The sequence below is a fragment of the Aeromonas sp. BIGb0445 genome (assembly GCF_024809075.1).
Lineage (GTDB): Bacteria > Pseudomonadota > Gammaproteobacteria > Enterobacterales > Aeromonadaceae > Aeromonas > Aeromonas rivuli.
Genome location: NZ_JANUES010000008.1, coordinates 47,072 through 71,767, shown reverse-complemented (window position 1 = coordinate 71,767; position 24,696 = coordinate 47,072). Strand labels below are relative to the sequence as shown.

The window sequence follows — 24,696 nt, the reverse complement described above, 5'->3', positions numbered from 1 at the left end:
GGCCATGACGGCCCTCCCTGATACCCTGAGAATGTGAAGCCTGTCGCCCAGGTTCACTACACCCAATCACCCCAGCACAGTGGCCGCGCTGACGTAGTCGTAACCGAGGGCCTCGGCCACCGCCTGCTGGGTCACCTTGCCCTTATAGACATTGAGTCCGGCCAGCAGATGCCTGTCCTCCCTGAGGGCCTGCTGGTAACCCTTGTCTGCCAGAGCCAGCACGAACGGCAGCGTGGCATTGGTGAGGGCGAAGGTGGAGGTGCGCGCCACCCCGCCCGGCATGTTGGCCACGCAGTAGTGGATGATGCCATCGACCACATAGGTGGGGTCTTCATGGGTGGTTGGCCTGGAGGTCTCAAAGCAGCCTCCCTGATCGATGGCCACGTCCACCAGCACCGAGCCCTTGCGCATCAACCCCAGCATGGGGCGGGTCAGCAGCTTGGGCGCTGCCGCCCCCGGGATCAGCACGGCGCCGATCACCAGATCCGCCTGGGCGATGCAGGCCTCGATATTGGCCTTGGTCGAATAGAGGGTCTTGAGGGCCGGGCCATAGAGGCCATCGAGCTCCCGCAGTCTCGGCAGGGATCTGTCCAGGATGGTGACATCCGCCCCCAGACCCAGCGCCATGCGCGCCGAGTTGACGCCGACCACGCCACCGCCCAGCACCACCACCTTGGCAGGGGCCACCGCGGGGACGCCGCCGAGCAGGGTGCCATTGCCGCCCTGGGCCTTCTCCAGACTGTGAGCACCGGCCTGCACCGCCATGCGCCCCGCCACCTCGGACATGGGTGCCAGCAGTGGCAAGCCGCCGCGATCGTCGGTGACCGTCTCGTAGGCGATGGCGACCGCCCCCGAGTGGACCAATAACTGGGTCTGTACCGGATCCGGCGCCAGATGCAGATAGGTGAACAGCAATTGCCCCGGGCGCAGCAGCTCGCACTCCTCGGGCTGCGGCTCCTTCACCTTCACGACCATCTCGGCCCGGGCGAAGATCTCGGCGGCGCTGGCGACCAGTTCGGCCCCGGCAGCGCGGTACTCTTCGTCGGACAGACCGATGGCCTCACCGCCCCGCACCTGCACCAGTACGGTATGACCTCGAGCCGTCAGCTCCTGCACCCCCGAGGGGGTCATGCCAATCCGGTACTCGTGGTTTTTGATTTCCTTGGGTACACCAATGATCATCTCAATGCTCCTGCGTTCATCCCTGTATCCCGCCGGGGCCGCTTAGGGCCGACCCGGCAGTATCCCTAAAAATCGCAACAACCAACCCATCATGATGGTGGAATCCACCTCCTGCTCCAGCGAGTCGAGGCAGGCCTGATAACGCTCAGGGGCCAGATGCGACTGCCGTTTCTCGATCAGTGCCCTGTCATAGTCAACCGGGAACTCCGGGTGACCCTGGATGGCGACGATGTGCTCCCCCTGACCGAACATGAAGTTCGGGCAAAAACCATTGCCTGCCAGCCGGCGTCCACCGGGGGGGAGCAGCGCCACCTGATCCTGATGACTCGCCAGGATGCGGATCTGATCGAGGGCGGGCTGCATCCAGGGCTCGCTCGCCAGCATGGCATTGGTGGCGACCCCCAGTCCCCAGCCTTTGTCGGACTTGACCACTTCGCCGCCCAGCGCCTGGGCGATCACCTGGTGGCCGAAGCAGACCCCGGCCAGCTTGGCCCGGGCCTCATCCGCCCGGCGCACCCACTCCCGCAATGCTTCCACCCAGGGGGCATCCCCATGGGCGTCATGGCGCGATCCCGTGATGAGCCAGGCATCGCACTCATCCAGATCCGCCGGCAAGTCGCCATCCAGGGCCGACCAGACCCGAAATTCCAGATCCGGTGCCAAGGCCCTGAATCCCTCGATAAACATCCCGGAATAGACCCGGCCAAAACGGGCTTCGAACTCCGGATCCAGCCGATCACAATCGAGAATTCCCAGTCGCATCCTTTACTCCTTTATACGTCCATAGGGCGGGCCGACCCAAAGCGGCCCAGGGCCCTACTTCATGGTCGGCATGGCGAACTCGGCACCGGTCCGCAGGCTCTGGGGCCAACGGGCGGTCACCGTCTTCATCTTGGTGTAGAACCGCACCCCATCCGGCCCATGCATATTGAGCGGCCCGAAGATGGATCGCTTCCAGCCACCGAAGCTGTGGAACGCCATGGGCACGGGGATGGGGACGTTCACCCCTACCATACCGACCTGAACCCGGGTGGTGAAGTCCCGCGCCGTATCGCCATCGCAGGTAAAGATGGCGGTGCCGTTGCCGTACTCATGCTCATTGATGAGCTTGAGTGCCGTTTCATAGTCCGGGGCCCGCACTATGGCGAGCACCGGGCCGAAGATCTCCTCCCGGTAGATGCGCATCTCGGGGCCGACCCGATCGAACAGGCTGCCACCGATAAAGTAGCCCTGGCCATGACTCACCCCACGACCATCGACCCGCAGCAGGGCCCCCTCGGCCACCCCCTGATCCACGTAACCGCGCACCTTGGCCAGATGCTCGCGGCTGATGAGCGGCCCCATCTCATTCTCCGGGGTCATACCCACACCGGGACCCACCCGCAGTGCCTCGACGAGGGGCGCCAGCTTGGCCACCAGGGCATCGGCGGTCTCCTCTCCCACCACCACCGCCACCGAGATCGCCATGCAGCGCTCACCGGCCGCGCCATAGGCGGCGCCCATCAGGGCGGAGATCGCCTGTTCGAGATCCGCATCCGGCATCACCACCATGTGGTTCTTGGCGCCGCCCAGGGCCTGTACCCGCTTGCCATGGGCCGAGGCGGTGGCATAGATGTATTCGGCGATGGGGGTGGAGCCGACGAAGGAGACGGCGGCCACCCGCGGGTCGGTCAGCAGCACATCGACCACCTCCTTGTCGCCATTGACCACGTTGAGCACCCCGTCTGGCAGACCGGCCTGCTTGAGCAGCTCGGCCATGCGCAGGGCCAGCGAAGGATCCTTTTCGGACGGCTTGAGGATGAAGCTGTTGCCGCAGGCCAGGGCCACCGGGAACATCCACAGCGGCACCATGGCCGGGAAGTTGAACGGCGTGATGCCGGCGCAGACCCCGACCGGCTGCATCATGGAATAGCTGTCCACCCCGCGCCCCACATTGAGGGAGTGCTCCCCCTTGAGCAGATGGGGGATGCCGCAGGCGAACTCCACCACCTCCAGCCCCCGGGTCAGCTCCCCCTGGGCATCGGAGAAGACCTTGCCGTGCTCGCGGCTGATGAGTGCGGCCAGCTCGTCCCTGTGCAACTCCATCAACTCCTTGAAGCGAAACAGCACCCGGGCACGCACCAGTGGCGGGGTCTGGGACCAACCGACGAAGGCGGTCTCGGCAATGGCGATGGCCTCACCACACTCGGCGGCGCTGCTGAGCGCGACCTGGCCCTGCTGCTGGCCGGTGGCCGGATTGAAGATAGGGGCGAAGCGTTCGCTGTGGCTGGCGCTGAGCTCGCCGTTGATGAAGTTGGTGACCCTGTATTCCATGCATCCTCCGTGATGGGTAATGACTCTCCCCTGCGCCCGACTTGGTCAGGACCCAGGGCACTGACCCGCCAATAGTGGGCCAGTGAATTCCGTACTATGGGTTGCTCACTCCTGCGCCTGCAGGACGTCCTGCAGCAGGGTAAAGAGGTCGTCTATCTCGCTGCGCTCGATGATGAGCGGTGGCGACAGGGCGATGATGTCGCCGGTGACCCGGATCAGGGCCCCCTTCTCGAAGCAACGCACGAACACCTCATAGGCGCGCTTGCCCGGCGCCCCCGCCATGGATTCCAGCTCGATACCCGCCACCAGACCGTAGTTGCGCACATCCTTGACATGCTTGCAGCCCTTCAGCGAATGCGCGGCCTCCTGCCAGTAATCGGCCAGCTCGGCGGCGCGGTGCAGCAGGTTCTCGTTGCGGTATATCTCGAGGGTCGCCAGACCGGCGGCCGCGGCCACCGGGTGGCCCGAATAGGTGTAGCCGTGGAACAGCTCGATGGCCCCCTTGCCCGCGCCCATCATGTCGTCATAGATGTGGTTTTGGACCAGCACGGCTCCCATGGGGATGGCCCCATTGGTGAGCCCCTTGGCGCAGGTGATGAGGTCGGGGATGACGTCGAACTCCTGGGCGGCGAAGGGTGCCCCCAACCGGCCAAATCCGGTGATCACCTCGTCGAAGATGAGCAGGATGCCGTGCCTGGTGCAGATCTCCCGCAGCCGCTTGAGGTAGCCCTTGGGCGGCATGATGACCCCGGTACTGCCGGCGATGGGCTCGACGATGACCGCGGCGATATTGCTGGCATCATGGAGGAAGACGATCTTCTCCAGCTCGTCGGCCAGGGTCAGATCTTCCTCGGGCAGCCCCTTGGTGAAGGCATTCTTGGCAATGTCGAGGGTGTGGGGCAGGTGATCCACGCCGCCGAGCAGGGAGCCGAACCACTTGCGGTTGCCGGGGATGCCGCCGACCGAGATGCCGCCAAACCCCACCCCGTGATAACCGCGCTCACGGCCAATCAACCGGGTGCGGGTGCCCTGACCCCGGGCCCGTTGCCAGGCCAGCGCAATCTTCAGCGCCGTATCCACCGACTCTGAACCCGAGTTGGTGAAGAAGACATGGCCAAAACCCTGGGGGGCTATCTCCACCAGCTGGTTGGCGAGTTCAAACGGCAGGGGATGACCCATCTGGAATGTGGGGGCGAAGTCGAGATGGGAGATCTGCTGGGAGACCGCCTCGGCGATTTCCCGGCGACCGTGCCCTGCATTGCAACACCAGAGGCCGGCGGTGCCGTCCAGTATCTTGCGGCCATCCTCTGCGCGATAATACATGCCCTCGGCAGACTTGAGGATGCGCGGCGCCGCCTTGAACTGCTGATTGGCGGTGAAGGGCATCCAGAAGGCGGACATATCCGCCGGCGTATTGATGTCACTGACAACTTTCATGGTCACCTCATCCTTAAGGTGTTTAGCTACTCTGGGTGAGCGCCTATTAAATTAAACACCTATATCCATAAAAAAGGGCGCTATGCTGCCCAGTGATGGTGTCACCCCGACCAGGGTGGTATAAGATATTTAACACAAATTCAATAATAGTAAACACTCGAGGAGAACAGAAGGATGGATATAGGTCAGCGCCTCAAGGCGGTCCGCACCAAGGCGGCCCTGTCCCAGCGTGAACTCGCCAAACGCTCGGGGGTGACCAATGGCTTTATCTCCCAGATAGAAAAGAATCAGGTCAGCCCCTCGGTCGCCTCCCTGCGCAAGGTGCTGGCAGGCATTCCCATGTCCCTCGCCAGCTTCTTCACCGACGAGACGGCCCTGGACTCCGAAGTGGTGTTTCGCGCCGCCGACATGCCGGATCTCGGTAGTCACCCCATCAGCTATCGTCTGGTCGGCCATAGCCGCGCCAACCGCGCCATTGGCATGCTGCAAGAGATATTGCCCCCTGGCGCCGACACCGGTGACGACATGCTCAGCCATGACGGGGAAGAGTGCGGCATCGTCATCCAGGGTCAGATTGAGGTGACCATAGGCGAGCAGATCCACCTGCTCGGTGCCGGTGACGGCTACTACTTCGACAGCCGCACCCCACACCGTTTTCGCAATGTCGATGAGCAGGAGTGTGTGCTGATTTCGGCCAATACCCCGCCCACCTTCTGACCCCTGTCCCGGGCCGAGGTGAGCCGCCATGCCGGGTGCCCGTCGACATACCTGTTTAAGGAATTGTTACAACCTGGATTTACAGACGGCAAAATGTTTAGCATATTGATACGCGGACAACCTTTGCACGTTCAAGGAGCGAACATGAGTGACATGACCCTGGCCCAGTGGCAATACCGACAGGCCCAGCTGACCCTCCCCACCCAGGCGTTCATCGATGGCAGCTATCGTGATGCCGTCAATGGTGCCACCTTCGATTGCATCAACCCGGCCAATGGCCAGTTGCTGGCAAAAGTTGCCGCCTGCGACGCCGCCGATGCCGAGCTGGCGGTCGCCGCCGCCCGCGCCGCCTTCAACGACAAGCGCTGGGCGGGGCAATCCCCCAAGGAGCGCAAGCTGGTGATGCAGCGCTTCGCCGAGCTGATGCGGCTCAACAAGGTGGAGCTGGCCCTGCTGGAATCCCTGGACATGGGCAAGCCCATCATGGATGCCATGAACTACGATGCACCGGCCGCGGCCAACTGCATCGCCTGGAATGGGGAGGCCATCGACAAACTCTATGACGAGGTCGCCCCGGTCGAAGAGGGCGCCCTGGCCCTGATCACCCGGGAGCCGCTGGGCGTCGTCGCCGCCATAGTGCCCTGGAATTTCCCGCTGGTGATGGCGTGCTGGAAGCTGGGTCCGGCGCTCGCCACCGGCAACTCCGTCATCCTCAAGCCGTCCGAAAAATCCCCCCTCACCGCCCTGCGCATCGCCGGGATAGCCAAAGAAGCGGGCATTCCGGACGGCGTGTTCAATGTGTTGCCGGGCTTTGGTCATACCGTGGGTGAGGCGCTCGCCATGCACATGGACGTGGACTGCATCACCTTCACCGGCTCCACCAAAATCGGCAAGCATCTGGTGCAGTGCTCCGGCAAGTCGAACCTCAAGCGTGCCTTCATGGAGTGCGGCGGCAAGAGCCCCAACATCATCTTGGCGGATGCGCCGGATCTGGACGCCGCCGCATCGAGCGCCGCAGCCGCCATCTTTTACAACCAGGGGGAGGTGTGCACCGCCGCCTCCCGCTTGCTGGTGCAAAACAGCATCAAGGCCGAGTTCATCGAGCGGCTGCTGGCCCATGCCCGCGAGTGGGTCTCGGCAGATCCCCAGGATCCCAGCACCCGTATCGGCGCCATGGTCGACGGCATTCAGATGGAACAAGTGCTGCGCTATATCGACATCGGCAAGCAGGAGGGCGCCAAGCTGCTGCTCGGCGGTCAGCGCACGCTGGAGGAGAGCGGCGGCTTCTATATCGCCCCCACCATCTTCGACGAGGTGACGCCCCAGATGCGCATCTTCCGCGAGGAGATCTTCGGCCCAGTGCTCGCCATCACCGGCTTCGATACCCTCGAAGAGGCGATTGCACTCGGCAATGACACAGATTACGGCCTGGCCGCCGCCATCTGGACCGCGGATCTCAACAAGGCGATCAAGGGCTCTCGCGCCCTGCGCGCCGGGACCGTCTTCGTCAACAACTGGGACGGCGGTGATATGACGATGCCCTTTGGCGGCTTCAAACAGTCGGGCAATGGTCGTGACAAGTCACTGCACGCCCTGGAAAAATACACCGAGCTCAAGAGCACCTGGATCCAGCTTGCTTGACGAGCAACCGCCTCCACAAGACCCCTTCAGATTTGCTTCACATGTCACAGATTGACGCATGACTTGGCCCCCTCTCCATACCAAATGGGGAAGGGGGGCTTACCCCAGAGAACCCGGCTGAATTAGCCTAGTGGAGCCCAATTTCCCACCACTGACAGGGCGACCTCCACAACTCATTGCGCAAAACATCAAGATTTTAAGTTCAAGTGATGTTTTACTGACCGGCTTCACATTAAAAGTGATCCGTTTTTGCACACACATGAAGGAAGACCCGCCGCCATGAAACAATGGTTAATCTGTCTACTGGTTGCGACCCAGGCGCTCTTGCTGCTGGCCGGTTGCGACAATACCTCCCATCCCCAGGATCCGGGCCAACCGGTCAACCCTATCGTCAGCCTGCAAGTGACTCCGGCCAACCTGCAGCTGCCCATAGGCCTGAGTCAGGATCTGGTGGCTACCGCTTTCTATGCTGACGGCAGCTCCCGCGATGTCTCGCAGCAGGCGCTGTGGAGCAGTGATGCCGAATCCCAGGTCTCCCTGGGTACTGCCACTGCCCTGGGAGAGCCCGTGACAGCCCTCGCCGAGGGTGAGGCCAGGGTCACCGCCCTGTTTGATGGCATGAGCGACGTCGCCACCATCAAGGTCACCAGTGCCACCGTCACCGACCTGCGGGTCAGCCCGGCCAGCGCCTCTGTGCCCAAGGGCTTCAGCCAGCAGTTGCAGGCCATTGTGACCCTGTCCGATGGCAGCACCCTGGATGTGACCAATAACTCTGCCCTCAGCTGGAGCAGTGCAGATCCTGCCATCGCCACTGTCGACAGCCAGGGTCTGGCCCAGGCCATAGAGGCCGGTAACACCAGCATCAAGGCGAGCGGCTCGGCCAATGGGGTCAACTTCGAGGGGCAATCCGCCCTGACCGTCACCCATCACACCCTGACCAAACTGACCCTGACCCCGGCCAGCGCCACTCTCGCTGCTGGCTTCCAACTGCAACTGCAAGCCATCGCTACCTTCTCCGATGGCAGCACCCTGGATGTGACAGATAACTCGGCCCTTAGCTGGGCCAGCGCGGATCCGGCCATCGCTACCGTCACCGATCTGGGTCTGGCCCAGGGCGTCAGCGCCGGTGCCACCGAGCTTCAGGCCAGCGGCAGCGTCAATGGAGCCAGCTTCAGCGCCACTAGCGCCCTGACGGTCACCAATGCCACTCTGGCCAACATAGTGATCACCCCCAAGGTCAGCAAAGTCACCCTGGGGGAAAGCCAGCAATATAAGGCCCTCGGCAACTTCAGCGATGGCCATCAGCAAGACCTGAGTCACCAAGTGCAATGGCAAAGCGCGGATGAGACGGTCGCCACCATGGGGCTAATGGGCAGGGCCCATACCCATGCCACCGGTACTACCCAGATCACGGCGCGCCGCGCCGGTGTCACCAGCAACAGCGCCGAGCTGGCTGCCATCAACACCCAGGTCACTACCTGGGGGGGCGAATTCTTCGGGGCGGACAGCAGTGCCGTGCAGCCCCTCACCCAGGTCAGCAGCCTGGTGGCCACCCCTTACAACAACGCCAGCGCCTTCGCCGCCCTCAAGAGCGACGGTACTGTCGTGACCTGGGGTTATGGCCCCTATGGCGGCGACAGCAGCGCGGTCCAGGATCAGCTGGTCGGCGTCACCGCCGTCACCCCTGGTACCCTCGCTTTGGCCGCCTTGCGTGATGATGGCTCAGTAGTCAGCTGGGGGGATGCCGCAAATGGAGGTGACAGCAGCGCCGTGCAGGATAAGCTCAGCCAGGTCAGCGAGATTTTTGCCAACCAAGGCGCCTTTGCCGCCCTCAAGCAGGATGGCACTGTCGTTACCTGGGGCAATCAGAGCAGTGGCGGCGACAGCTCAGCCGTGCAGGCCGAGCTTACCCAGGTTGCCACTATCGAGGGCAATAACAGCGCCTTCGCCGCCCTCAAGCAGGATGGCACCCTGGTCACTTGGGGCGAGCCAAGTAACGGGGGTAACAGCCAAGCCGTACAGGCCCAGCTTATCGATGTCAAAACCCTCTTCCACGGCGCCTTCACCTTCGCCGCCCTCAGGCAGGATGGCACTGTGGTCACCTGGGGCGACGCCACCAGTGGCGGCGACAGCAGCGCCGTGCAGAGCCAGCTCACCGATGTGACCGACATTGTGAGCACAGGAAGCGCCTACGCAGCCCTCAAGCAGGATGGCAGCGTGGTCAGCTGGGGCGATGCCACCAAGGGCGGCGACAGCAGCGCCGTCCAGGCTCAACTCATCGATGTCAAACAGATAGTTGCAAACGACAACGCCTTCGCCGCCCTCAAGCAGGATGGCACCATCGTCACCTGGGGCGATGCCGCCAAGGGCGGTGACAGCAGCGCCGTGCAGAGTCAACTCACCGTTGTGAGCGCTGTCTCGGCGACCGATACCGCCTTCGCTGCCCTCAAGCAGGATGGCACTGTCGTCACCTGGGGCAATCAAAGCAGTGGCGGCGACAGCAGCGCCGTGCAGAGTCAGTTGCTTGACGTGGCCACCATCTACGCCACCGGCACAGCCTTTGCCGCCGTCACCAGCGACGGCCATGTGGTCAGCTGGGGGGATGCCGCCAATGGTGGCGACAGCAGTGCCGTGCAATCCGCGCTCAGCCGGGTACAGAGCATAGTGCCAAACAACGGTGCCTTTGCCGCCATCAGCGAGCGTCCCTGAACTCAGGGATAGCAAACCTTCTACGATGCAAGCGGGGCCAGTGGCCCCGCTTTTTATGACGTCAGCAAAGTTGTTTTCCCGGCAGGGGCCCCCTCTTGGCCATGCTTCCAACACGCTCGGCGCCCGACCCCCTCGAGCGCGCCACGGCAGTCGGGGGTGATAGAGAGCCGGGGGCAAAAACGCATCCAGGTCGAAGAGAGAAGAGAACAGCCGGGCCGCGCCCTGTTTAAACGGTGTTAGCCAGGCCGCCATGGCACAGAGACAGACCCGGTCGAGGCGATGGGAGGATGAAAGATAGCCTCATCAGAATGAGCGCTTCTCTCGGGCGTCCTAATTGATATACTCCTCAGCCAAGCACCATCTCAGCCATAGATATCAAGATGTTATTTCTCGTGGGCAGCGTACTGCTGCTGGTAATAGGGCTGCCACTGCTGTTTTTCCTGCTGGGTCAGGGGGAGGCCTATGTGACATGGGGCCCCTGGATCTCGGCCCTGGTGCTCATGCTGTGGTTGCTATTGGATATCGACAAGATCCGCCGCGGCAGAGGCTAAGCAGATAAGCCTGGCCAGTATGGCCACTCATGCCGTGCTGTGATGATGGCTGAATATCGCCAAGATCCGCCAGGGTGGATGCGAATAGCCAGATACTCCGCTGTAAGATGCATGTTAATCACTATTTAATCGCTTCTTTCCCGCCCCGAGGATGGCTAAACTGATCGTTTGGCGGTGTCAGTCACATCGCTCCTTCGTCAAGGTCAGCCAGATGCCAGAACAGATCCAGCGCCAGGGGGTCATCTATGCCCTGTGTGCTTATACCCTTTGGGGCATAGCCCCCATCTATTTCAAGTTGATCGCCGAGGTCCCCGCCGCCGAGATCCTCACCCACCGCATCATCTGGTCCTGCGCCCTGCTGGCGGTGCTGGTCCTGCTCACCCGCCAATGGCCCAAGGTGCGTGCCGTGCTGCGCAGGCCCAAGGTGCTGATGACCCTGGCACTGACCGGGGCCGTGGTAGGCGGCAACTGGCTGCTGTTTATCTGGGCCATCAACAATGGTCACATGCTCGATGCCAGTCTGGGTTACTACATCAACCCGCTGTTCAACGTGCTGCTCGGCATGGTGTTCCTCGGTGAGAAGCTGCGCCGCCTGCAGTGGTGGGCCGTGGGGCTCGCCTTCATCGGCGTGGCCGTGCAGTTAATCGCCTTCGGCTCCCTGCCCTGGATTGCCCTGGTGCTGGCCAGTTCGTTCGCCTTCTATGGTCTGGTGCGCAAGAAGCTGGCGCTGGATGCCCTCACCGGCCTGCTGCTGGAGACGCTGATCCTGCTGCCGCCCGCCGCCATCTATCTGTGGGGCATCGCCGACAGCCCGACCAGCCATATGACGGACAACAGCCTCTATCTCAACCTGATGCTGATTGCCGCAGGCGCCGTCACCACAGCCCCCCTGCTCTGCTTCACCGCCGCCGCGACCCGGCTCAAGTTCTCCACCCTGGGCTTCTTCCAGTACATAGGGCCCAGCCTGATGTTTATCCTGGCGGTCACCCTGTACGGCGAGGCACTGCGCACCGACAAGCTGATCACCTTCGCCTGCATCTGGAGTGCGCTGGTGCTGTTCAGCCTGGATGGTCTGCGCAGCAGCAGACGGCCACCCCAACCTGCGGTTCGATAGCAGACCGGATGACCCTCATCTCTCAAACACCCGGCCCCCGCCGGGTGTTTGCCATCAGCCCCGAACCGGTATTGGCCACCCAACATCGGCCGACAGCAATAATCTACAAGCGCCCGTCGCCAATCTGGGGTATTGGTAAGGGATGAAACACGCCGCCCCCATTCACTACTGGCAGTCCCCCCATCTGCCGGGCCTGGAACTCTCTCACTCCCATCACCGGGAGTTCAGCTATGGCCGCCATGTGCACCTGGACTACCACATAGGTCTGGTGCAGCGGGGTGGCCAGAAGTTCATTCACAAGGGAAGCAGCCATGCCCTGGTGCGCGGCGAGCTCTCCACCGTCAATCCCGACGAGATGCACGACGGCCTGAGCCTGCTGCCGGAGGGGTACGAGGTGCGGGTCTTCTCCATCGATCCGCACCAACTGGCAACCTGGCTGCCCGGTGGCGAGCACTTTTTCGACCGGGGCCTGCAACGGCGTCCGGATCTCTATACCGGCTTCGCCCGCCTGCACATGTACCTGGAAGATCCCAGGGTCGATGGCCTGCTGGCCGAGAGTGAACTGCTGGCCCTGCTCGGCGAGTTGCTGCAGCTGGCGCCGAGCGAGCACAAGCTGGCGGATCCCCAGCTCAGGTTCCTGCGCGGCCATCTGCTGGATCGCCTCGATGAGCGCCACAGCCTGGAGGATCTCGCCGCCCTGTTCGGCCTGGATCGTTTCGCCTTCTTGCGCCAATTCAAGAAGAAGACTGGCATGACCCCCTACGCCTGGCTCAAGCGGCTACGGCTCGAGCGCAGCAAGGCCCTGCTCGCCCGGGGCATGGCGGTGAGCGAGGTGGCACTGACGGTGGGCTTCTTCGATCAGAGCCACTTCCACCACGGCTTTCGTCAGGCATTCGGGCTGACCCCGGCCGACTACCGCCAGCAGATGCAATCTTTTACAAGCCATCCGCACCCCTAGGCTGGCAAGCTGCTCGCTCTTCAAGGCAGCACAGTAAGGAAAGCACCATCATGCAGAGTCTGTTCGTCACCATAGGGCTCCTCCATATCATCGCCCTGGCCAGCCCGGGCCCGGATTTCGCGCTGATCCTGCGCACCAGCTTGCACAGACCCACCGCCATTGGCGCCGCCATCGGCATTGCCATAGCCATTCTGTTGCATGCCACCTTCAGCCTGACCGGCATCAGCCTGCTGATCGCCAACCACCCCTGGCTGTTCATCCTGGTGCGGCTGGTCGGTGCGCTTTATCTCGGCTGGCTCGGTTGGGGGGCGCTCAGGGCGGCGTGGCAAGGGGGAGCGGCGGCCAGCTTGCAGGCAGGAGGCGAGCATGGCGGTCTGGTGCAGGGCATTCGCCGCGGGCTGGCAACTAACTTGCTCAACCCCAAGGCACTGCTGTTTTTCGTCGGCCTGCTGGCGGCCATGGTGACACCGCAGGTGAGTGGCCTGACCCGTGGCCTGCTGGTGATGGAACTCTTTCTGTTATCCCTCGCCTGGTTTGGGCTGCTCGCCTGGAGCCTCTCCACCCCGCGCGCCCAGCGCCTGCTAGGCCGGGTACAGCGCCCGCTCAATCTCGTAACTGGTGTGCTGTTTGGCGCCGTAAGCCTCTCCATCCTGGGCGGCATGGCCGAGCAGCTTATCTAGACCTCTGGCGCGCCCTTTGGTGCCCAGTCCCAGCCTCTCCCTCCCGGGCGGCATGACCGGGCAGCTTCTCTAGCAGAGATCCACCCACTGCCGAGCTCCCCGTCAGGGGAGCGCAGTCGGTCCTTGCCCCGCCTTTCGCAGCAGCCGCCCCAGCCGTGCCATCAACACGGGGTGATCGGTGTGGGCGAGATTGAGTCGCATATAGCGGTGCCCCTCCTGGCCCCGGGTGAACAGCGAGCCCGGGGCCAGGGCGATGCCTTCGGCCAGAGCCGACTGGGCCAGGGTCTCGCTGTTGACCCCCTCCGGCAGCCGTACCCAGCGAAACAGACCACCCTCACCATTGAACTCCAGCCGGCAGCCCAGCCCTGTCAGCCAGTCGTCGACACGGCCCCCCGCATCACACAGTCGCTGCCGAATGCGGCGTAGCTGCCGGTCGTAGTGGCCGTCTCGCAGCAACCCGGTCAACATCCGCTCCCCTATCTCCATGGTCACCCCGCCGCAGACCTGCTTCAGTCCGGCCAGACTCGCCGCCAGAGCCGGACTCGCCGCAATAAAACCTATCCGCAAGTTGGCGCTGAGCAACTTGGAAAAACCCGACACATAGGTCACTCGACTGGCACCACCCAGGCTCGCCAGCCGGGCGACCCCCTCCCCGAGCAGATCCCCGTAGAGGTCATCTTCAATCAGGTGACAATCCCAGCGAGACAGCAGCTCCAACAGGCTGAACCCCTGCGCGGTAGAGAGCGATTGACCGGTGGGGTTATGCAGCAGGCCTGAGGTCAGATAGAGCCGCGGCTGCTCCTCCCTGAGCCAATGTTCGAGTTGCACCAGATCAGGCCCCTGCGGGCCACGAGGCAGAGGCAGCACCCGGGCGCCGTGCAGGCTCAAGATGCCATGGAAATTGAAATAGCAGGGATCATCGACCAAGACGGCCTCGCCGGGGCGCAGCAGCAAGCGCAGTAACAGATCGAGGGCCTGCATGGTGTTGGCCGTGGTGACCAGCTGGCTGCTGGTCAGCTGCATGCCATGGACGGCGAGTCGGTCGCGCAAGGTCTCACGCAAGGGTCGGTAACCGGCGGCATCACCATATTCTGCCAGTCTGAGGTTGGGCTGACGACTCACCTGGCGCAGCGCCTGGCGCAACCCGTCATCATCCAGCCAGTCGGCAGGCAAGAAGCCGCAGCCGGGCCGATCCGCCACATTTTCGCCAATCAGGGCACGGCGAGACACACTCAGAAAATCCTGCGGCAAGAGCTGACCCAGGCTGTCACCATCCGGCACAGGAGCATGCCGGGAGACAAAATAGCCGCGTCCCTGGCGGGCATGAACCAGCTGCTGGCCCTTGAGCCTGTCCAACGCATCCACCACGGTAAATTTACTTACCCCGAGCTGGCGCGTCAGGGCATGGATGGAGGGCAGTCTGGCCCCTTTTGGCAAGCTGCCATCCTGAATCAATTGACTGATATGGGCCGTAATTTGCAGCACCTTGGCTTCCCCTGGTTTGAATACCAGGTCGGGGATCATCATGACAGCGAGGCTCCTTGCTCAACTTTACTGGCCACTCTACCGGCAAAGTAATGCCAAATGAATACCTACCCTCCCTGCTTCCCTGCCTTTAACAAACATAGAGTGACCCTGGTACACGCCTTAGCCACCAGCATGGCGCACCACTTCCCGCTGGAGTATCAAGCATGAACATTGTCATTCTGCATCGATTGCCCTATGGCAAGATCCGCTACGACCAGGCCATCGACCATGCCGAGCACAGGGTCGATTACCTCTGCCTGCCCGGCGGCCAGGCAGACCTTCCCCCCGGCAGTCATCATCATGACGTCGCCAGCTTCGAGCCCGAGGAGCTGGCCCGGCAATGTGCCCCCCTGCTGCACCGGGCCGATCGGTTGATCGCCCGCTCCGAGTACGAGCTGCTGGCCGCAGCCGAGCTGCGCGAGCGCTTCGCCATTGCCGGTGACAGGCCGCAGGACATACTGCCCCTGCGCGACAAGTGGGCCATGCGGGTCCGCTGTAAGGCTGCGGGCATCCCCCAGCCCGCGTTCTGGTCCCTTGAGACATTTTCCCGCCTGCCGGACAGCCCCGGCAGCTTCGTGCTCAAACCCAGACTGGAAGCCTCCAGCACAGGGATAGTGATGGGGGATCGGCAGAGGCTGCTCGATGCCATCGGGCAACTTACCCGCCCGGATGACTACTTCGTGGAAGCCTTCATCCAGGGTGAGATCTGCCATATCGATGGCTTCTTGCGCGAGGGTGAACTTGTCCAGGCAATCACCAGCCGCTATGTGGGCAACTGCCTCGACTACGCCGGGGGCGCCCCCCTGGGCTCGGTTCAGATAACCCCCCAGCCGCAGATGGAAGCACTGCTGCGCCAGACCCTGGCCGCCCTGGGTCAGCGTCAGGGTTGCTTTCACTTCGAACTCATTGAAGACCACCAGGGTGGACTCTATTTCCTCGAGACCGCCTGCCGGGTCGGCGGGGCCGGGGTCGCCGACACCTTAGCCCTGAGGACGGGGCTCAACCTCTATCACATCGACCTGCAATACCAGCTCCACGGGGAGATCACCCAGCAGGCGGCCCCCCTGACCGACACCCACTACGGCTGGTTCGTCTATCCGGCCCACCACAGGGGCGAGGCCCAGCGCATCCACTTCGACCACGGCCGCTGGGGCGCCCTGCTGCACAGCTGGCATCAGGCGACACCGAACATGGCGCGTCCCGGCAGCATCAGCTACGCCACTGGCGCCACTCCCTTGTCCGGCATAGTGCAAGGCCAGGCAGAGACCCTGCCCCCGGCCCTCGGCGCCCTGCTGGAGCAGACCCGCGTGGAATACATATCGACCCCGCCTGCGCGGATGGAGGCATCAGCATGACCCCCTGTTTCGTCATCGTCGGTTACAACAATGTGCGCATCTATGATGTCGCCAAGCTCCGCCAGCTGGCTCACGACCGGTTCAATTGCCAGCTGGTGCTGGTGGTGGAACGGGCCAGCCAGCAAGACTGGCAGGCTGCCGATCTGGTAATCCAGACGGATCTCGGCCAGGCCCCCGCCCTGGCGCGGGTGTGCCAGGCCCTGGCCGAGGCGGCCATGACACCGGTCGGCATACTCCCCTTCTCCGATCGAGGCGTACCGCTCGGAGCCATGTTGGCCCAGCACTACCGGCTGCCCGGTGCCCGGCTGGAGGCGGCCCTTGCTGGTCTGGACAAGCGACGTTTCCGGGCCATGGAGGCCGAGGTGCCCGCCCCGGATCACTATCTGCCCCTGACGGCCCGAGCCATCGACAGCCTGGAGACCCTGGTCGCCACCCGGGAGGAGTTCGGCGGTACCGGCTTCATCAAGCCGGTGGCCGAAGGCAACAGCCGGGGCTGCATGGCGGTTCATGGGCACACCGACTGCGCCGCCGTCTGGGCCGAGCTGGCCCCCTATCACACCAGCGGCATCATGATGGAGCCCCTCATCGAAGGGGCGCGGGAATTCAGCTGGGACTATGTGGCCGGTTGCCGCTGGCTGACCGAGAAACACACCACCCAGGGGGAGTACCGCGCCGAATACCAGCAGATAGTACCGGCCCGGCTCGCCCCGGAGCAGACCCGCTGGCTCAATCAGGCCGGGGGCTTCATGCGTCAACTGCTGGCAAAGGAGTGGGGGGCCTATCACAACGAGCTCTTCCTGCGCGAGCAGGGGGCCAGCGCGGTGGAGAGCAACATGCGGCCGGCGGGCATGCACATCTGGGATCTCGCCGCCCTCAGCTTCGAGGCATTCGATCCCTGGCAGCGCTGGTTGCACTGGGCCCGCACGGGACAGACCCATACCGTCCTTCCCCGCCAGTTGGGCTATAGCGGGATCCGCATGTTGCGCCCCCGTCAGAGCGGAACCCTGCGCCGCCAGGCCGATATCCCGCGCCTCGCCCAGGCTCTGGGCATCCCACTGCACCAAGGCAGCTACAGCAAGACCCTGGGGGAGCGGGTCAGCACCAGGGGGAGCGGGTCAGCACCAGGGTGACCGACAATGGCGGTTTCATGGGCCAGATAGTGTTGCACCACGCCGACTATCCGACCCTGCTGGCCCAACTCGATGCCCTGGCTGAGGCCATCGAGGCCGACACCCTGATCGCCTGCGACCAGCCGGTCATCCACTGCTGAGGGATATGTCTATGCAAGCAATGCGCTTCTCCGTCTTTCTGGGTTCCCGCATGCTGTCCGGGCTCGGCGATCAGATCCTCCAGTTTGCCGTGCCCCTGCTGGTCTATCGCAGCACGGGCAGCGTCGCCCTGTCCGGGCTGGCCTTCTTCATCGAATGGCTGCCCCGCCTCATCTCCCTGCCTCTGGCCGGGGTGTTTGCCGACCGGGTCGGCGGGCGGCGCGTCTACATACTGGCCGACGGCCTGAGGGCGGCGGCCTGCGTCATCACCGCCCTCATCATGACCCTGTGGCCCGGCAGCGGCATGGCCCCCATCATGGTGATGATGGCGCTGTGTGCCTTCTGCTATGCCCAGGCCTTCATCGCCCTCGAGACCACCTTGCCCCAACTGGTGCCCCCGGCCGACATGGCCAAGGCCCAGAGCTGGCTGCAAGTCACCAACAACGGGGCCAGCGTGCTCGGCCCTGCCCTGGCCGCCGTGCTGCTCATCTGGCTGCCCGCCACCCAGCTGCTATGGGGATACGCCCTGGGTTTCGCCCTGAGTGCCACCGGGGTATTGGGACTGACCCGGGGTGCCGCGCCCGCCGCCAACCCCCAGAGTCAACACAGGGCGCTGCTGCCCGAGCTGCGGGTCGGGCTCGACGCCTTGCTGGCCCAGCCCATACTGCTGCGGCTGGTCGGACTCGCCATGCTGGTCAACCTGATCGTCGGCCTGGCGTTCGCCACCGCCGCCCCCATGACGCTGGGACTGTTTGGCCAGAGCGATCAGACCCTGGCCAGCGTCCAGCTCACCATGGGGCTCATCTCCATCAGCGCCTTCCTGCTGATGCCCTGGTTACTGCGCCGGGTCGCCGTCTACTGGATAGGGCAGCTCGCCTTCCTGCTGATCCTGGCCGGGGGCCTCATCATGGCCACGGCCCCGAGTTTTGGCTGGTATCTGCTGGGATGCGGCCTCAGCTACGGCCTGTGCGGTCTGTTCAATGTCTTTATTCGCACCGAGCGACTGCACTGGATAGCAGAACAGCAGCGGGGGAGAGTGATCAGCCTGATGGTGCTGCTCAATCAGCTCAGCCTGCCTCTGGCCGGGCTCATCATCGCCCTGTTGGGAGACAGGGTGGCGGTGCAGGAGATCTTCCTGATGGCGAGCCTGGTCTGTGCCCTGGGCTACCTGCTGCTCTATCGATCCATCGCCGGGGCCGCCCGCACCCGGGCCCTGCCCGAACCGGCTCAACCGGCGGCGGGCAGCCGCAGGTAGAGATAGCCCTCCCCCGGGCTGCCCCAGCGTTGATGGCCGCCTTCGTCGTAGGCGCGATCGAGCAGTCGCACCCGATCCGGGCCAATCCAGAGGTACTGCACCAGGGTGTGGGCGCCACCAAAATCGGTGTCGCAGCTGCCTATCTTGCTGTGGCCCTGGTAATCGCCGGAGGGTTGACGACTGAGCAGGATCTCGCAGCCGCCGCGCAAGGAGAGTTGGGAGGGAGCCAAAGAGTCGAGCAGGGGAGGGTTGTGCCAGGCACCGGCAAAATCCGTGGCGCGCGGCATGGTCAGCTCGGCCATCAGGATACGGCCGCCTGGCCCCTCGCTGAAACGATAGATGCGCTGACGAAAGGGACGATCCGGCCGCTCGCTCAGGCTCTGCTCGGCATAGACCCAGCGCACCCCGGCCATGCCCGGCCAGATCTCCATCAGCCGCAGCTTGGCACTGGCGAAACGGTCGTCATGGCTCGCCTGCTCGGCATTGGAAAAATCCCCGCTAAACCAGGAGAGCAGCGGCTCCATGGGGCCGCCTTCCCTTGTTTCACTGGCCACGGACGGGCCGGTCTGAGGGGTGATCAAGGGGGTCGACACTGGCGCCGCCCATACCAGACCGCTGTAAAGCAGCCCGAGCAGGAGTGCCATCCGCTGTGTCATCGAATCCGTCCGAGTCATCTTCATGGCGGCGATTATATGAGCTATCGATCGCAAAAACTGCAAGCCAGATCAAACCCTTAAGGATCCCGGGTCCGGGTGGCGTCCCCTCGGCCATCTCATCACCGCCAGACTGATGATTCTCCCAGCAAGGTGGGTGTTCCGGATTGTTGATTGTTCCAGATTGTTCTCCCCCACTGGCAACCCGACCCCCACGCCCTGTTCGCGGTATATCCCTTCCATAAAGAGCAATCCCAGAAGGTACTGCTCTTAAATCGAATTTATCGTCAAGGCGTTTCAGTTGCGGTGAGCCTGATCAGCGGCTCGGCCAGACATGCGAGCAACAACCTGTAGGTTCGATTAGCGAAGCGTAATCGGACGTTAGCGTCATCGGGCAATCTCGTCGTCGGTCTATCCCATCATCGGACAATGGCGTCATGCACGATCGCTTAATCGGACGTTCGCGTGATTGGGTATATAGCGGCAAGGCTATGCTTGGCTTTTCTGCCAAAGATAGGGGAAATGCATGGCCAACTGGTGGCGAGCATGGTGTCCCGGCGGAACCTGGTTCTTTACCGTCAATCTGCTGGAGCGGCGCAACAACCGATTACTGGTGGAGCAGATCGACCTGCTGCGTCATAGCGTTGCCAAGGTGCAACAGGCTCACCCCTTCGCCATTCATGCCTGGGTGGTGTTGCCCGACCATCTCCACTGCATTCTCTCTCTGCCGGAGGGGGACAGCGATTTCCCCCTGCGTTGGCGGCTGATCAAGAGCCACTTCTCCCGCGCATTGCCGGTGACCGAGCGGCGCAGCCAGACCCGATTACGCCACGGGGAGCGGGGCATATGGCAGCGCCACTACTGGGAACACCTGATCCGGGATGAGCAGGATTACCGCCGCCATATGGATTACGTCCATATCAATCCGCTCAAGCATGGGTACGTAACGCAGGTGGCCGACTGGCCTTACTCCACCTTCCATCGTTATGTGGCGAGTGGGGTCTATCCGCAGGATTGGTGCGGGTCGGTGGATGGGGCGTTGAAGGGATTGGAGTGAACCTATCAAGGGTTAAACGTCCGATTACGCGATCGTCCGATTACGCTTCGCTAATCGGACCTACGGTCCTTCATCAAAAAAATGGCGTAGCCTCATCAGCTACGCCTGAATATATATTCTTATTCAATGTTCGCCATGCTAATCAAACCACGAATAAACTCTCCCCTTTTCTCTCGGGAAAGCTTTTCGTTTACAGCTTCACGAGATAAGTTGAAGAACTCTAGTTCCGCACTAGTTAGTGGCTTAGTGCTGTTGTCGGATATACCTAGCTCAGTATAAAGTGCTCTTTTCTCAAGATTATTTAATATCCCCGAAAAAGAGCCTGCGTTAATTTTGCCAAGGTCAGTATCTGCTAATTCCACGATAAGTGAGAATAAAGAGGCTTTATTATACCATCGACTAATTCTAGCTATTTCCATGGACTGAATGAAATCAATCGCATGTCGCATTTTTGAGCATGTTTCCTCGGCTTGAGGAAAGTAATCATTGTAAACCTTAATGAATTCATTGGTTTTTGTATTTCGGCTGAAATATTCCTCATGGCATATGGTTGCAACCAGTGTCATGATATATTGTAGGGCTTGCATTCTGGATATATCACTATCACTGAAAATGCTTTGTTGACCATCTTGACCAAGAAAGAAGTTAACAAAGAAGTCCTTATCAGCTTGACTCATGATGTAGGTTAAGCCTTCTACATCGATATCTTCACCGATCATTTGTTTCGCGAAGCAGATGAATTCACTATATCCATACTGTGCATTTAATTTCTCTGTTACATTCAGAGAGTAATCAGTTTTATTGATTCTTTGGAAAATCTCACGTACTTGCTCTAGCGTAACATTTTTCAAATATCTTACTGATATCTCATAGTTAAGAAATGACTTTTTTGTATCCGGGTCTAATTCATTGAAGCGAGGTATAGACAAGGAACCATCGGGTGAAAATACATCTGTACATTCAATGTAATCTTTTATTGTCATTAGTCTTTGTTGGCCATCAACAATTTCATCAACTAGAACTAATGAATCAGGATCAATATTACCCTGGGAAAAATACACCTCAGGAAAAGGGTAGTTGTTCAAAATAGTGTCAATGAATTTAATTTTGTGTGGTTTTTTCCATACGAGTTTTCTTTGGTATTCTGTATTTACAACTAATTGACTGCTTCGTATCTTATTATATATCTCAATGATTTTTTGGTTGTTGGCCGGTATGCTACTACCTAGTTTTCCTGTGTTTGTATCAGACATAATGCAACCCCTTTATATTATTTTGAAGAACTTCAAGTCCTTTGATTTGATAATTTTTTAGATAAAACCACTCTGAATATATTCCGATCGATATTTTTCTGTACTCGAGTTTTTCTCTCCACTCTTCTATTACCTTTTTCCATGGAGCATCTTTTTGATATTCTAGTGGCAAATAATCTGGTCTAATCCAGCCCTTTGAAACGTATTCGCAATAGCTGCTGAATATTGGCTTTCGTAGCTTTTCGGCATCTTGATAGTACTGATTTAAAAGCCACTTTTCATTAATCCAGTGTGGATCGTAACGTCGAGAAAGAGAAAAAACATCCTTGGTTATTTTCCCAAAAAGCTCTCTGCTCACAACTGCGATATCTATATCTGAACGCAGTCTTTTATTAGATGTGCTTTCATATGAATAGTCGAAAGGGATTAGCTGTTTTGTCTTTATGGAAAAACCAAGCTTCGCTGAGCCGACAATGATGACATCATTTATGTTTATATCTAAACAGTCTGCTAACTCATGCCTAAGTTGATATTCGTCATCAATTTTACTGCGTGCACTTTTAAAAAAATAACTTGCACCATCAATCACATGTTTTTGAAATACTCTTTCAAGTGACATGTCACTTATTAAATCACCTTTCAAACCATCTGATACTAAAGCCATAATTATGAAGAGCCTATCATAACAAGATACTGGATTATATTAACGATTAGAGGTAAGTTTCAATAGGTTCCATGCTCCTATGTTGAGCATGTATAGAAATAATTTTAAATTTTATATAAAACCAACCCGGCCTAAGCCGGGTTGGTTATTTCAAAAGGCATAAGAAATCACAGCGCTTCCAATCTCGCATACGCCGTCACCAGCCACTTGGCGCCGACGTCGTCAAACTGGATCTGCACCCGGCTCTGCTGGCCGACCCCTTCGAAGTTGAGCACTATCCCTTCGCCAAATTTCGGATGGAGCACCCGCTGGCCGAGCTTGATGCCGCTGGCGTCGAAGCTCTGCTGCACCTCGTTCTGGCTGAAGCGGCCGTACTGGGTGGGGCGGCTGACCTGGGTGCGCAGCCGGATCTCTTCGAGGCACTCGGCAGGCATCTCGCGGATAAAGCGGCTCGGCTTGTGGAACATCTCGCGGCCGTAGATGCGGCGGCTCTCGGCATAACAGATGTAGAGCTTCTCCATGGCGCGGGTCATGCCCACGTAACAGAGGCGCCGCTCCTCTTCCAACCGCCCCGACTCCTCGGTGGATTGCTGGCTGGGGAACATCCCCTCCTCCACACCGACCAGCAGCACCAGGGGATATTCCAGGCCCTTGGCGCTGTGCAGTGTCATCAGCTGCACCGCGTCACTGTATTCGTCCGCCTGATTCTCGCCGGATTCCAGCGCCGCATGGGCGAGGAAGGCGGAGAGATCGCTCATCTCTTCCAGCTCGTCCGGGCGATTGTACTGACGGCAGGCGGTCACCAGCTCGTCCAGGTTCTCTACCCGTGCCTGGGATTTCTCGCCTTTTTCCGCCAGATACATGGCCTTGAGGCCGGAGTGCTGGATGGCGATGTCCGCCTGCTGATGCAGGGGCAGCAGGGAGACCTGTTCCTCCAGCGCATCCACCAGCTCGACGAAACCGCGCACCGCGTTGCCGGCGCGACCGGTCAGCACCTTCTCATCGAGCAGGGTGCGGGCCGATTGCCAGAGGTTGAGGCCACGATCCCGGGCGTTGCTCCGCAATATCTCCAGGGTGCGCTCGCCGATGCCCCGGGTCGGAGTGTTGACGACCCGCTCGAAGCTGGCGTCGTCGCCTCTGTTGTTGATGAGGCGCAGGTAGGCCATGGCGTCCTTGATCTCCTGACGCTCGAAGAAGCGCAGGCCGCCATAGATGCGGTACGGCATAGCGTCCTGCATCAGCGCCTCTTCCAGCACCCGGGACTGGGCGTTGGAGCGATAGAGGATGGCGCAATCGGCGAGCAGGCCGCCCTTCTCCTTCCAGTCCTTGAGGCGACCGACCACGAAGCGGGCCTCGTCCACCTCGTTGAAGGCGGCGTAGAGAGAGATAGGATCCCCATCAGCCCCCTCGGTCCACAACTCCTTGCCTAGCCTGTCTGAGTTGTTGGCGATGACGCTGTTGGCGGCCTTGAGGATATTGGCGGTGGAGCGGTAGTTCTGCTCCAGCCGTATGGTCTGCGCCCCCTGATAGTCGGTCAGGAAGCGCTGGATGTTCTCTATCTTGGCGCCGCGCCAGCCGTAGATGGACTGATCGTCGTCACCCACTATCATCACCCGGCCGGACTCGCCTGCCAGCATGCGCAGCCAGGCGTACTGGATGCCGTTGGTATCCTGGAATTCGTCCACCAGGATATTCTGGAAGCGATCCCGGTAGTGCTCCAGCACATGGGGCCGGTTGAGCCACAGCTCGTGGGCGCGCAGCAGCAGTTCGGCAAAATCCACCAGCCCGGAGCGATCGCAGGTCTCCTGATAGGTCTTGTAGATCTGCTGGTAGGTGCGGGTGACGGGATCGCCGTAGAGGTCGATGTCACCGGGGCGCAACCCCTCATCCTTCTTGCCGTTGATGTAGCCCATCACGGCGCGGGGGGCCCAGTGCTTCTCGTCGAGGTTGAGCGCCTTGAGCACCCGGCGGATGAGGCGGTACTGGTCGTCGGAGTCGAGGATCTGGAAATCCTGGGGCAGGCCCGCGTCCAGATGGTGGGCGCGCAGCAAGCGGTGGGCGATGCCGTGGAAGGTGCCTATCCACATGCCGCGCACCCCGTCACCTATCACCTTCTCGACCCGGCCACGCATCTCGGCGGCCGCCTTGTTGGTAAAGGTCACCGCAATGATGGAGAAGGGTGAACAACGCTCCACCTGCATCAGCCAGGCGATGCGGTGCACCAGCACCCGGGTCTTGCCCGAGCCGGCACCGGCCAGCACCAGCAGATTGCTACGGGGCGCCGCAACGGCATCTCTTTGCTTGTCGTTGAGCCCGTCGAGCAGGGTCGAAACGTCCATCACCACTCCTGTTTATTTATACA

The 24,696-nt window shown here is 61.0% G+C and carries 21 protein-coding genes; 12 read left to right on the top strand and 9 right to left on the bottom strand.

Annotated features, from left to right (window positions below):
- Window positions 1-66: 66 nt before the first annotated feature.
- From ald to M2367_RS15195, 4 genes are all read right to left on the bottom strand, one after another.
- Complete coding sequence (gene ald / locus M2367_RS15210; protein WP_259237171.1) at window positions 67-1,182, bottom strand: alanine dehydrogenase; 1,116 nt, start codon at window positions 1,180-1,182, stop codon at window positions 67-69.
- Between the two features lie 42 nt (window positions 1,183-1,224).
- Entirely contained in the window at window positions 1,225-1,944 is a 720-nt protein-coding gene (locus M2367_RS15205) for a glutamine amidotransferase-related protein (RefSeq protein WP_042039899.1), read from the bottom strand.
- A gap of 54 nt (window positions 1,945-1,998) precedes the next feature.
- Window positions 1,999-3,495, bottom strand: a complete 1,497-nt coding sequence (locus M2367_RS15200; RefSeq protein WP_259237170.1) for a CoA-acylating methylmalonate-semialdehyde dehydrogenase — start codon at window positions 3,493-3,495, stop codon at window positions 1,999-2,001.
- A 105-nt stretch (window positions 3,496-3,600) separates the two neighbouring features.
- Window positions 3,601-4,932, bottom strand: coding sequence for an aspartate aminotransferase family protein (locus M2367_RS15195; protein WP_259237169.1), 1,332 nt, complete (start codon window positions 4,930-4,932; stop codon window positions 3,601-3,603).
- A gap of 174 nt (window positions 4,933-5,106) precedes the next feature.
- Between M2367_RS15195 and M2367_RS15190 the strand changes: the two genes are divergently transcribed.
- The 7 genes from M2367_RS15190 (at window position 5,107) to M2367_RS15160 (ending at window position 13,302) form a co-directional block, all read left to right on the top strand.
- On the top strand, window positions 5,107-5,649 hold the full coding sequence (locus M2367_RS15190) for a cupin domain-containing protein (RefSeq protein ID WP_042039896.1): 543 nt from the start codon (window positions 5,107-5,109) through the stop codon (window positions 5,647-5,649).
- Window positions 5,650-5,793: 144 nt separating this feature from the next.
- Complete coding sequence (locus M2367_RS15185) at window positions 5,794-7,290, top strand: aldehyde dehydrogenase (protein ID WP_259237168.1); 1,497 nt, start codon at window positions 5,794-5,796, stop codon at window positions 7,288-7,290.
- A 279-nt stretch (window positions 7,291-7,569) separates the two neighbouring features.
- The gene (locus tag M2367_RS15180) at window positions 7,570-9,999 is read left to right on the top strand and encodes an Ig-like domain-containing protein (RefSeq protein ID WP_259237167.1); all 2,430 of its coding nucleotides are present in this window, start codon (window positions 7,570-7,572) and stop codon (window positions 9,997-9,999) included.
- Between the two features lie 380 nt (window positions 10,000-10,379).
- Window positions 10,380-10,550 (top strand): hypothetical protein, encoded by a 171-nt coding sequence (locus tag M2367_RS15175; RefSeq protein WP_198135210.1) that lies wholly within the window; start codon window positions 10,380-10,382, stop codon window positions 10,548-10,550.
- A gap of 211 nt (window positions 10,551-10,761) precedes the next feature.
- Window positions 10,762-11,664, top strand: coding sequence for an EamA family transporter RarD (rarD, locus tag M2367_RS15170; RefSeq protein ID WP_224431729.1), 903 nt, complete (start codon window positions 10,762-10,764; stop codon window positions 11,662-11,664).
- Window positions 11,665-11,806: 142 nt separating this feature from the next.
- Entirely contained in the window at window positions 11,807-12,622 is an 816-nt protein-coding gene (locus tag M2367_RS15165; protein WP_259237166.1) for an AraC family transcriptional regulator, read from the top strand.
- 47 nt (window positions 12,623-12,669) lie between these two features.
- A complete protein-coding gene (locus M2367_RS15160) occupies window positions 12,670-13,302 on the top strand; it encodes a LysE family translocator (RefSeq protein ID WP_224432916.1) in 633 nt (210 codons plus the stop codon).
- Between the two features lie 102 nt (window positions 13,303-13,404).
- Here M2367_RS15160 and M2367_RS15155 read toward each other — a convergent pair whose 3' ends face one another.
- Entirely contained in the window at window positions 13,405-14,829 is a 1,425-nt protein-coding gene (locus M2367_RS15155; RefSeq protein WP_259237165.1) for a PLP-dependent aminotransferase family protein, read from the bottom strand.
- Between the two features lie 164 nt (window positions 14,830-14,993).
- On the opposite strand from M2367_RS15155, the gene M2367_RS15150 reads away from it, so the two are divergent.
- Genes M2367_RS15150 through M2367_RS15135 form a run of 4 tightly spaced genes read left to right on the top strand, consistent with a single transcriptional unit; the run spans window position 14,994 to window position 18,707 of the window.
- Entirely contained in the window at window positions 14,994-16,184 is a 1,191-nt protein-coding gene (locus M2367_RS15150) for an acetyl-CoA carboxylase biotin carboxylase subunit family protein (RefSeq protein ID WP_259237164.1), read from the top strand.
- Entirely contained in the window at window positions 16,181-17,314 is a 1,134-nt protein-coding gene (locus M2367_RS15145) for an acetyl-CoA carboxylase biotin carboxylase subunit family protein (protein WP_259237163.1), read from the top strand. The genes M2367_RS15150 and M2367_RS15145 overlap by 4 nt, the downstream gene beginning before the upstream one ends.
- A gap of 17 nt (window positions 17,315-17,331) precedes the next feature.
- Window positions 17,332-17,454 (top strand): hypothetical protein, encoded by a 123-nt coding sequence (locus M2367_RS15140; RefSeq protein WP_259237162.1) that lies wholly within the window; start codon window positions 17,332-17,334, stop codon window positions 17,452-17,454.
- Window positions 17,455-17,465: 11 nt separating this feature from the next.
- Window positions 17,466-18,707, top strand: a complete 1,242-nt coding sequence (locus M2367_RS15135; RefSeq protein ID WP_259237161.1) for an MFS transporter — start codon at window positions 17,466-17,468, stop codon at window positions 18,705-18,707.
- Here the strand turns inward: M2367_RS15135 and M2367_RS15130 are convergent.
- On the bottom strand, window positions 18,680-19,387 hold the full coding sequence (locus M2367_RS15130) for a chromophore lyase CpcT/CpeT (RefSeq protein ID WP_404972882.1): 708 nt from the start codon (window positions 19,385-19,387) through the stop codon (window positions 18,680-18,682). The two genes, M2367_RS15135 and M2367_RS15130, sit on opposite strands and share 28 nt — an antisense overlap.
- A gap of 499 nt (window positions 19,388-19,886) precedes the next feature.
- Between M2367_RS15130 and M2367_RS15125 the strand changes: the two genes are divergently transcribed.
- Window positions 19,887-20,417 carry an REP-associated tyrosine transposase gene (locus M2367_RS15125; protein ID WP_259237159.1) on the top strand — a complete coding sequence of 177 codons (531 nt, stop codon included), beginning with the start codon at window positions 19,887-19,889 and terminating at the stop codon, window positions 20,415-20,417.
- A 119-nt stretch (window positions 20,418-20,536) separates the two neighbouring features.
- Here M2367_RS15125 and M2367_RS15120 read toward each other — a convergent pair whose 3' ends face one another.
- The 3 genes from M2367_RS15120 to uvrD all read right to left on the bottom strand — a co-directional run bounded on the left by M2367_RS15120 (window position 20,537) and on the right by uvrD (window position 24,673).
- Entirely contained in the window at window positions 20,537-21,670 is a 1,134-nt protein-coding gene (locus M2367_RS15120; RefSeq protein ID WP_259237158.1) for a DUF262 domain-containing protein, read from the bottom strand.
- Window positions 21,663-22,334, bottom strand: coding sequence for a hypothetical protein (locus tag M2367_RS15115; protein ID WP_259237157.1), 672 nt, complete (start codon window positions 22,332-22,334; stop codon window positions 21,663-21,665). Before M2367_RS15115 ends, M2367_RS15120 begins: the two co-directional genes overlap by 8 nt.
- Before the next feature lie 167 nt (window positions 22,335-22,501).
- Window positions 22,502-24,673 carry a DNA helicase II gene (gene uvrD / locus M2367_RS15110; protein ID WP_259237156.1) on the bottom strand — a complete coding sequence of 724 codons (2,172 nt, stop codon included), beginning with the start codon at window positions 24,671-24,673 and terminating at the stop codon, window positions 22,502-22,504.
- Window positions 24,674-24,696 lie beyond the last annotated feature (23 nt).

Coding starts and splice junctions, on each gene's coding strand:
- ald (WP_259237171.1), bottom strand. CDS start 1,182: ATGATCATTGGTGTACCCAAGGAAATCAAAAACCACGAGTACCGGATT.
- M2367_RS15205 (WP_042039899.1), bottom strand. CDS start 1,944: ATGCGACTGGGAATTCTCGATTGTGATCGGCTGGATCCGGAGTTCGAA.
- M2367_RS15200 (WP_259237170.1), bottom strand. CDS start 3,495: ATGGAATACAGGGTCACCAACTTCATCAACGGCGAGCTCAGCGCCAGC.
- M2367_RS15195 (WP_259237169.1), bottom strand. CDS start 4,932: ATGAAAGTTGTCAGTGACATCAATACGCCGGCGGATATGTCCGCCTTC.
- M2367_RS15190 (WP_042039896.1), top strand. CDS start 5,107: ATGGATATAGGTCAGCGCCTCAAGGCGGTCCGCACCAAGGCGGCCCTG.
- M2367_RS15185 (WP_259237168.1), top strand. CDS start 5,794: ATGAGTGACATGACCCTGGCCCAGTGGCAATACCGACAGGCCCAGCTG.
- M2367_RS15180 (WP_259237167.1), top strand. CDS start 7,570: ATGAAACAATGGTTAATCTGTCTACTGGTTGCGACCCAGGCGCTCTTG.
- M2367_RS15175 (WP_198135210.1), top strand. CDS start 10,380: ATGTTATTTCTCGTGGGCAGCGTACTGCTGCTGGTAATAGGGCTGCCA.
- rarD (WP_224431729.1), top strand. CDS start 10,762: ATGCCAGAACAGATCCAGCGCCAGGGGGTCATCTATGCCCTGTGTGCT.
- M2367_RS15165 (WP_259237166.1), top strand. CDS start 11,807: ATGAAACACGCCGCCCCCATTCACTACTGGCAGTCCCCCCATCTGCCG.
- M2367_RS15155 (WP_259237165.1), bottom strand. CDS start 14,829: ATGATGATCCCCGACCTGGTATTCAAACCAGGGGAAGCCAAGGTGCTG.
- M2367_RS15150 (WP_259237164.1), top strand. CDS start 14,994: ATGAACATTGTCATTCTGCATCGATTGCCCTATGGCAAGATCCGCTAC.
- M2367_RS15145 (WP_259237163.1), top strand. CDS start 16,181: ATGACCCCCTGTTTCGTCATCGTCGGTTACAACAATGTGCGCATCTAT.
- M2367_RS15140 (WP_259237162.1), top strand. CDS start 17,332: ATGGGCCAGATAGTGTTGCACCACGCCGACTATCCGACCCTGCTGGCC.
- M2367_RS15135 (WP_259237161.1), top strand. CDS start 17,466: ATGCAAGCAATGCGCTTCTCCGTCTTTCTGGGTTCCCGCATGCTGTCC.
- M2367_RS15130 (WP_404972882.1), bottom strand. CDS start 19,387: ATGAAGATGACTCGGACGGATTCGATGACACAGCGGATGGCACTCCTG.
- M2367_RS15125 (WP_259237159.1), top strand. CDS start 19,887: ATGGCCAACTGGTGGCGAGCATGGTGTCCCGGCGGAACCTGGTTCTTT.
- M2367_RS15120 (WP_259237158.1), bottom strand. CDS start 21,670: ATGTCTGATACAAACACAGGAAAACTAGGTAGTAGCATACCGGCCAAC.
- M2367_RS15115 (WP_259237157.1), bottom strand. CDS start 22,334: ATGGCTTTAGTATCAGATGGTTTGAAAGGTGATTTAATAAGTGACATG.
- uvrD (WP_259237156.1), bottom strand. CDS start 24,673: ATGGACGTTTCGACCCTGCTCGACGGGCTCAACGACAAGCAAAGAGAT.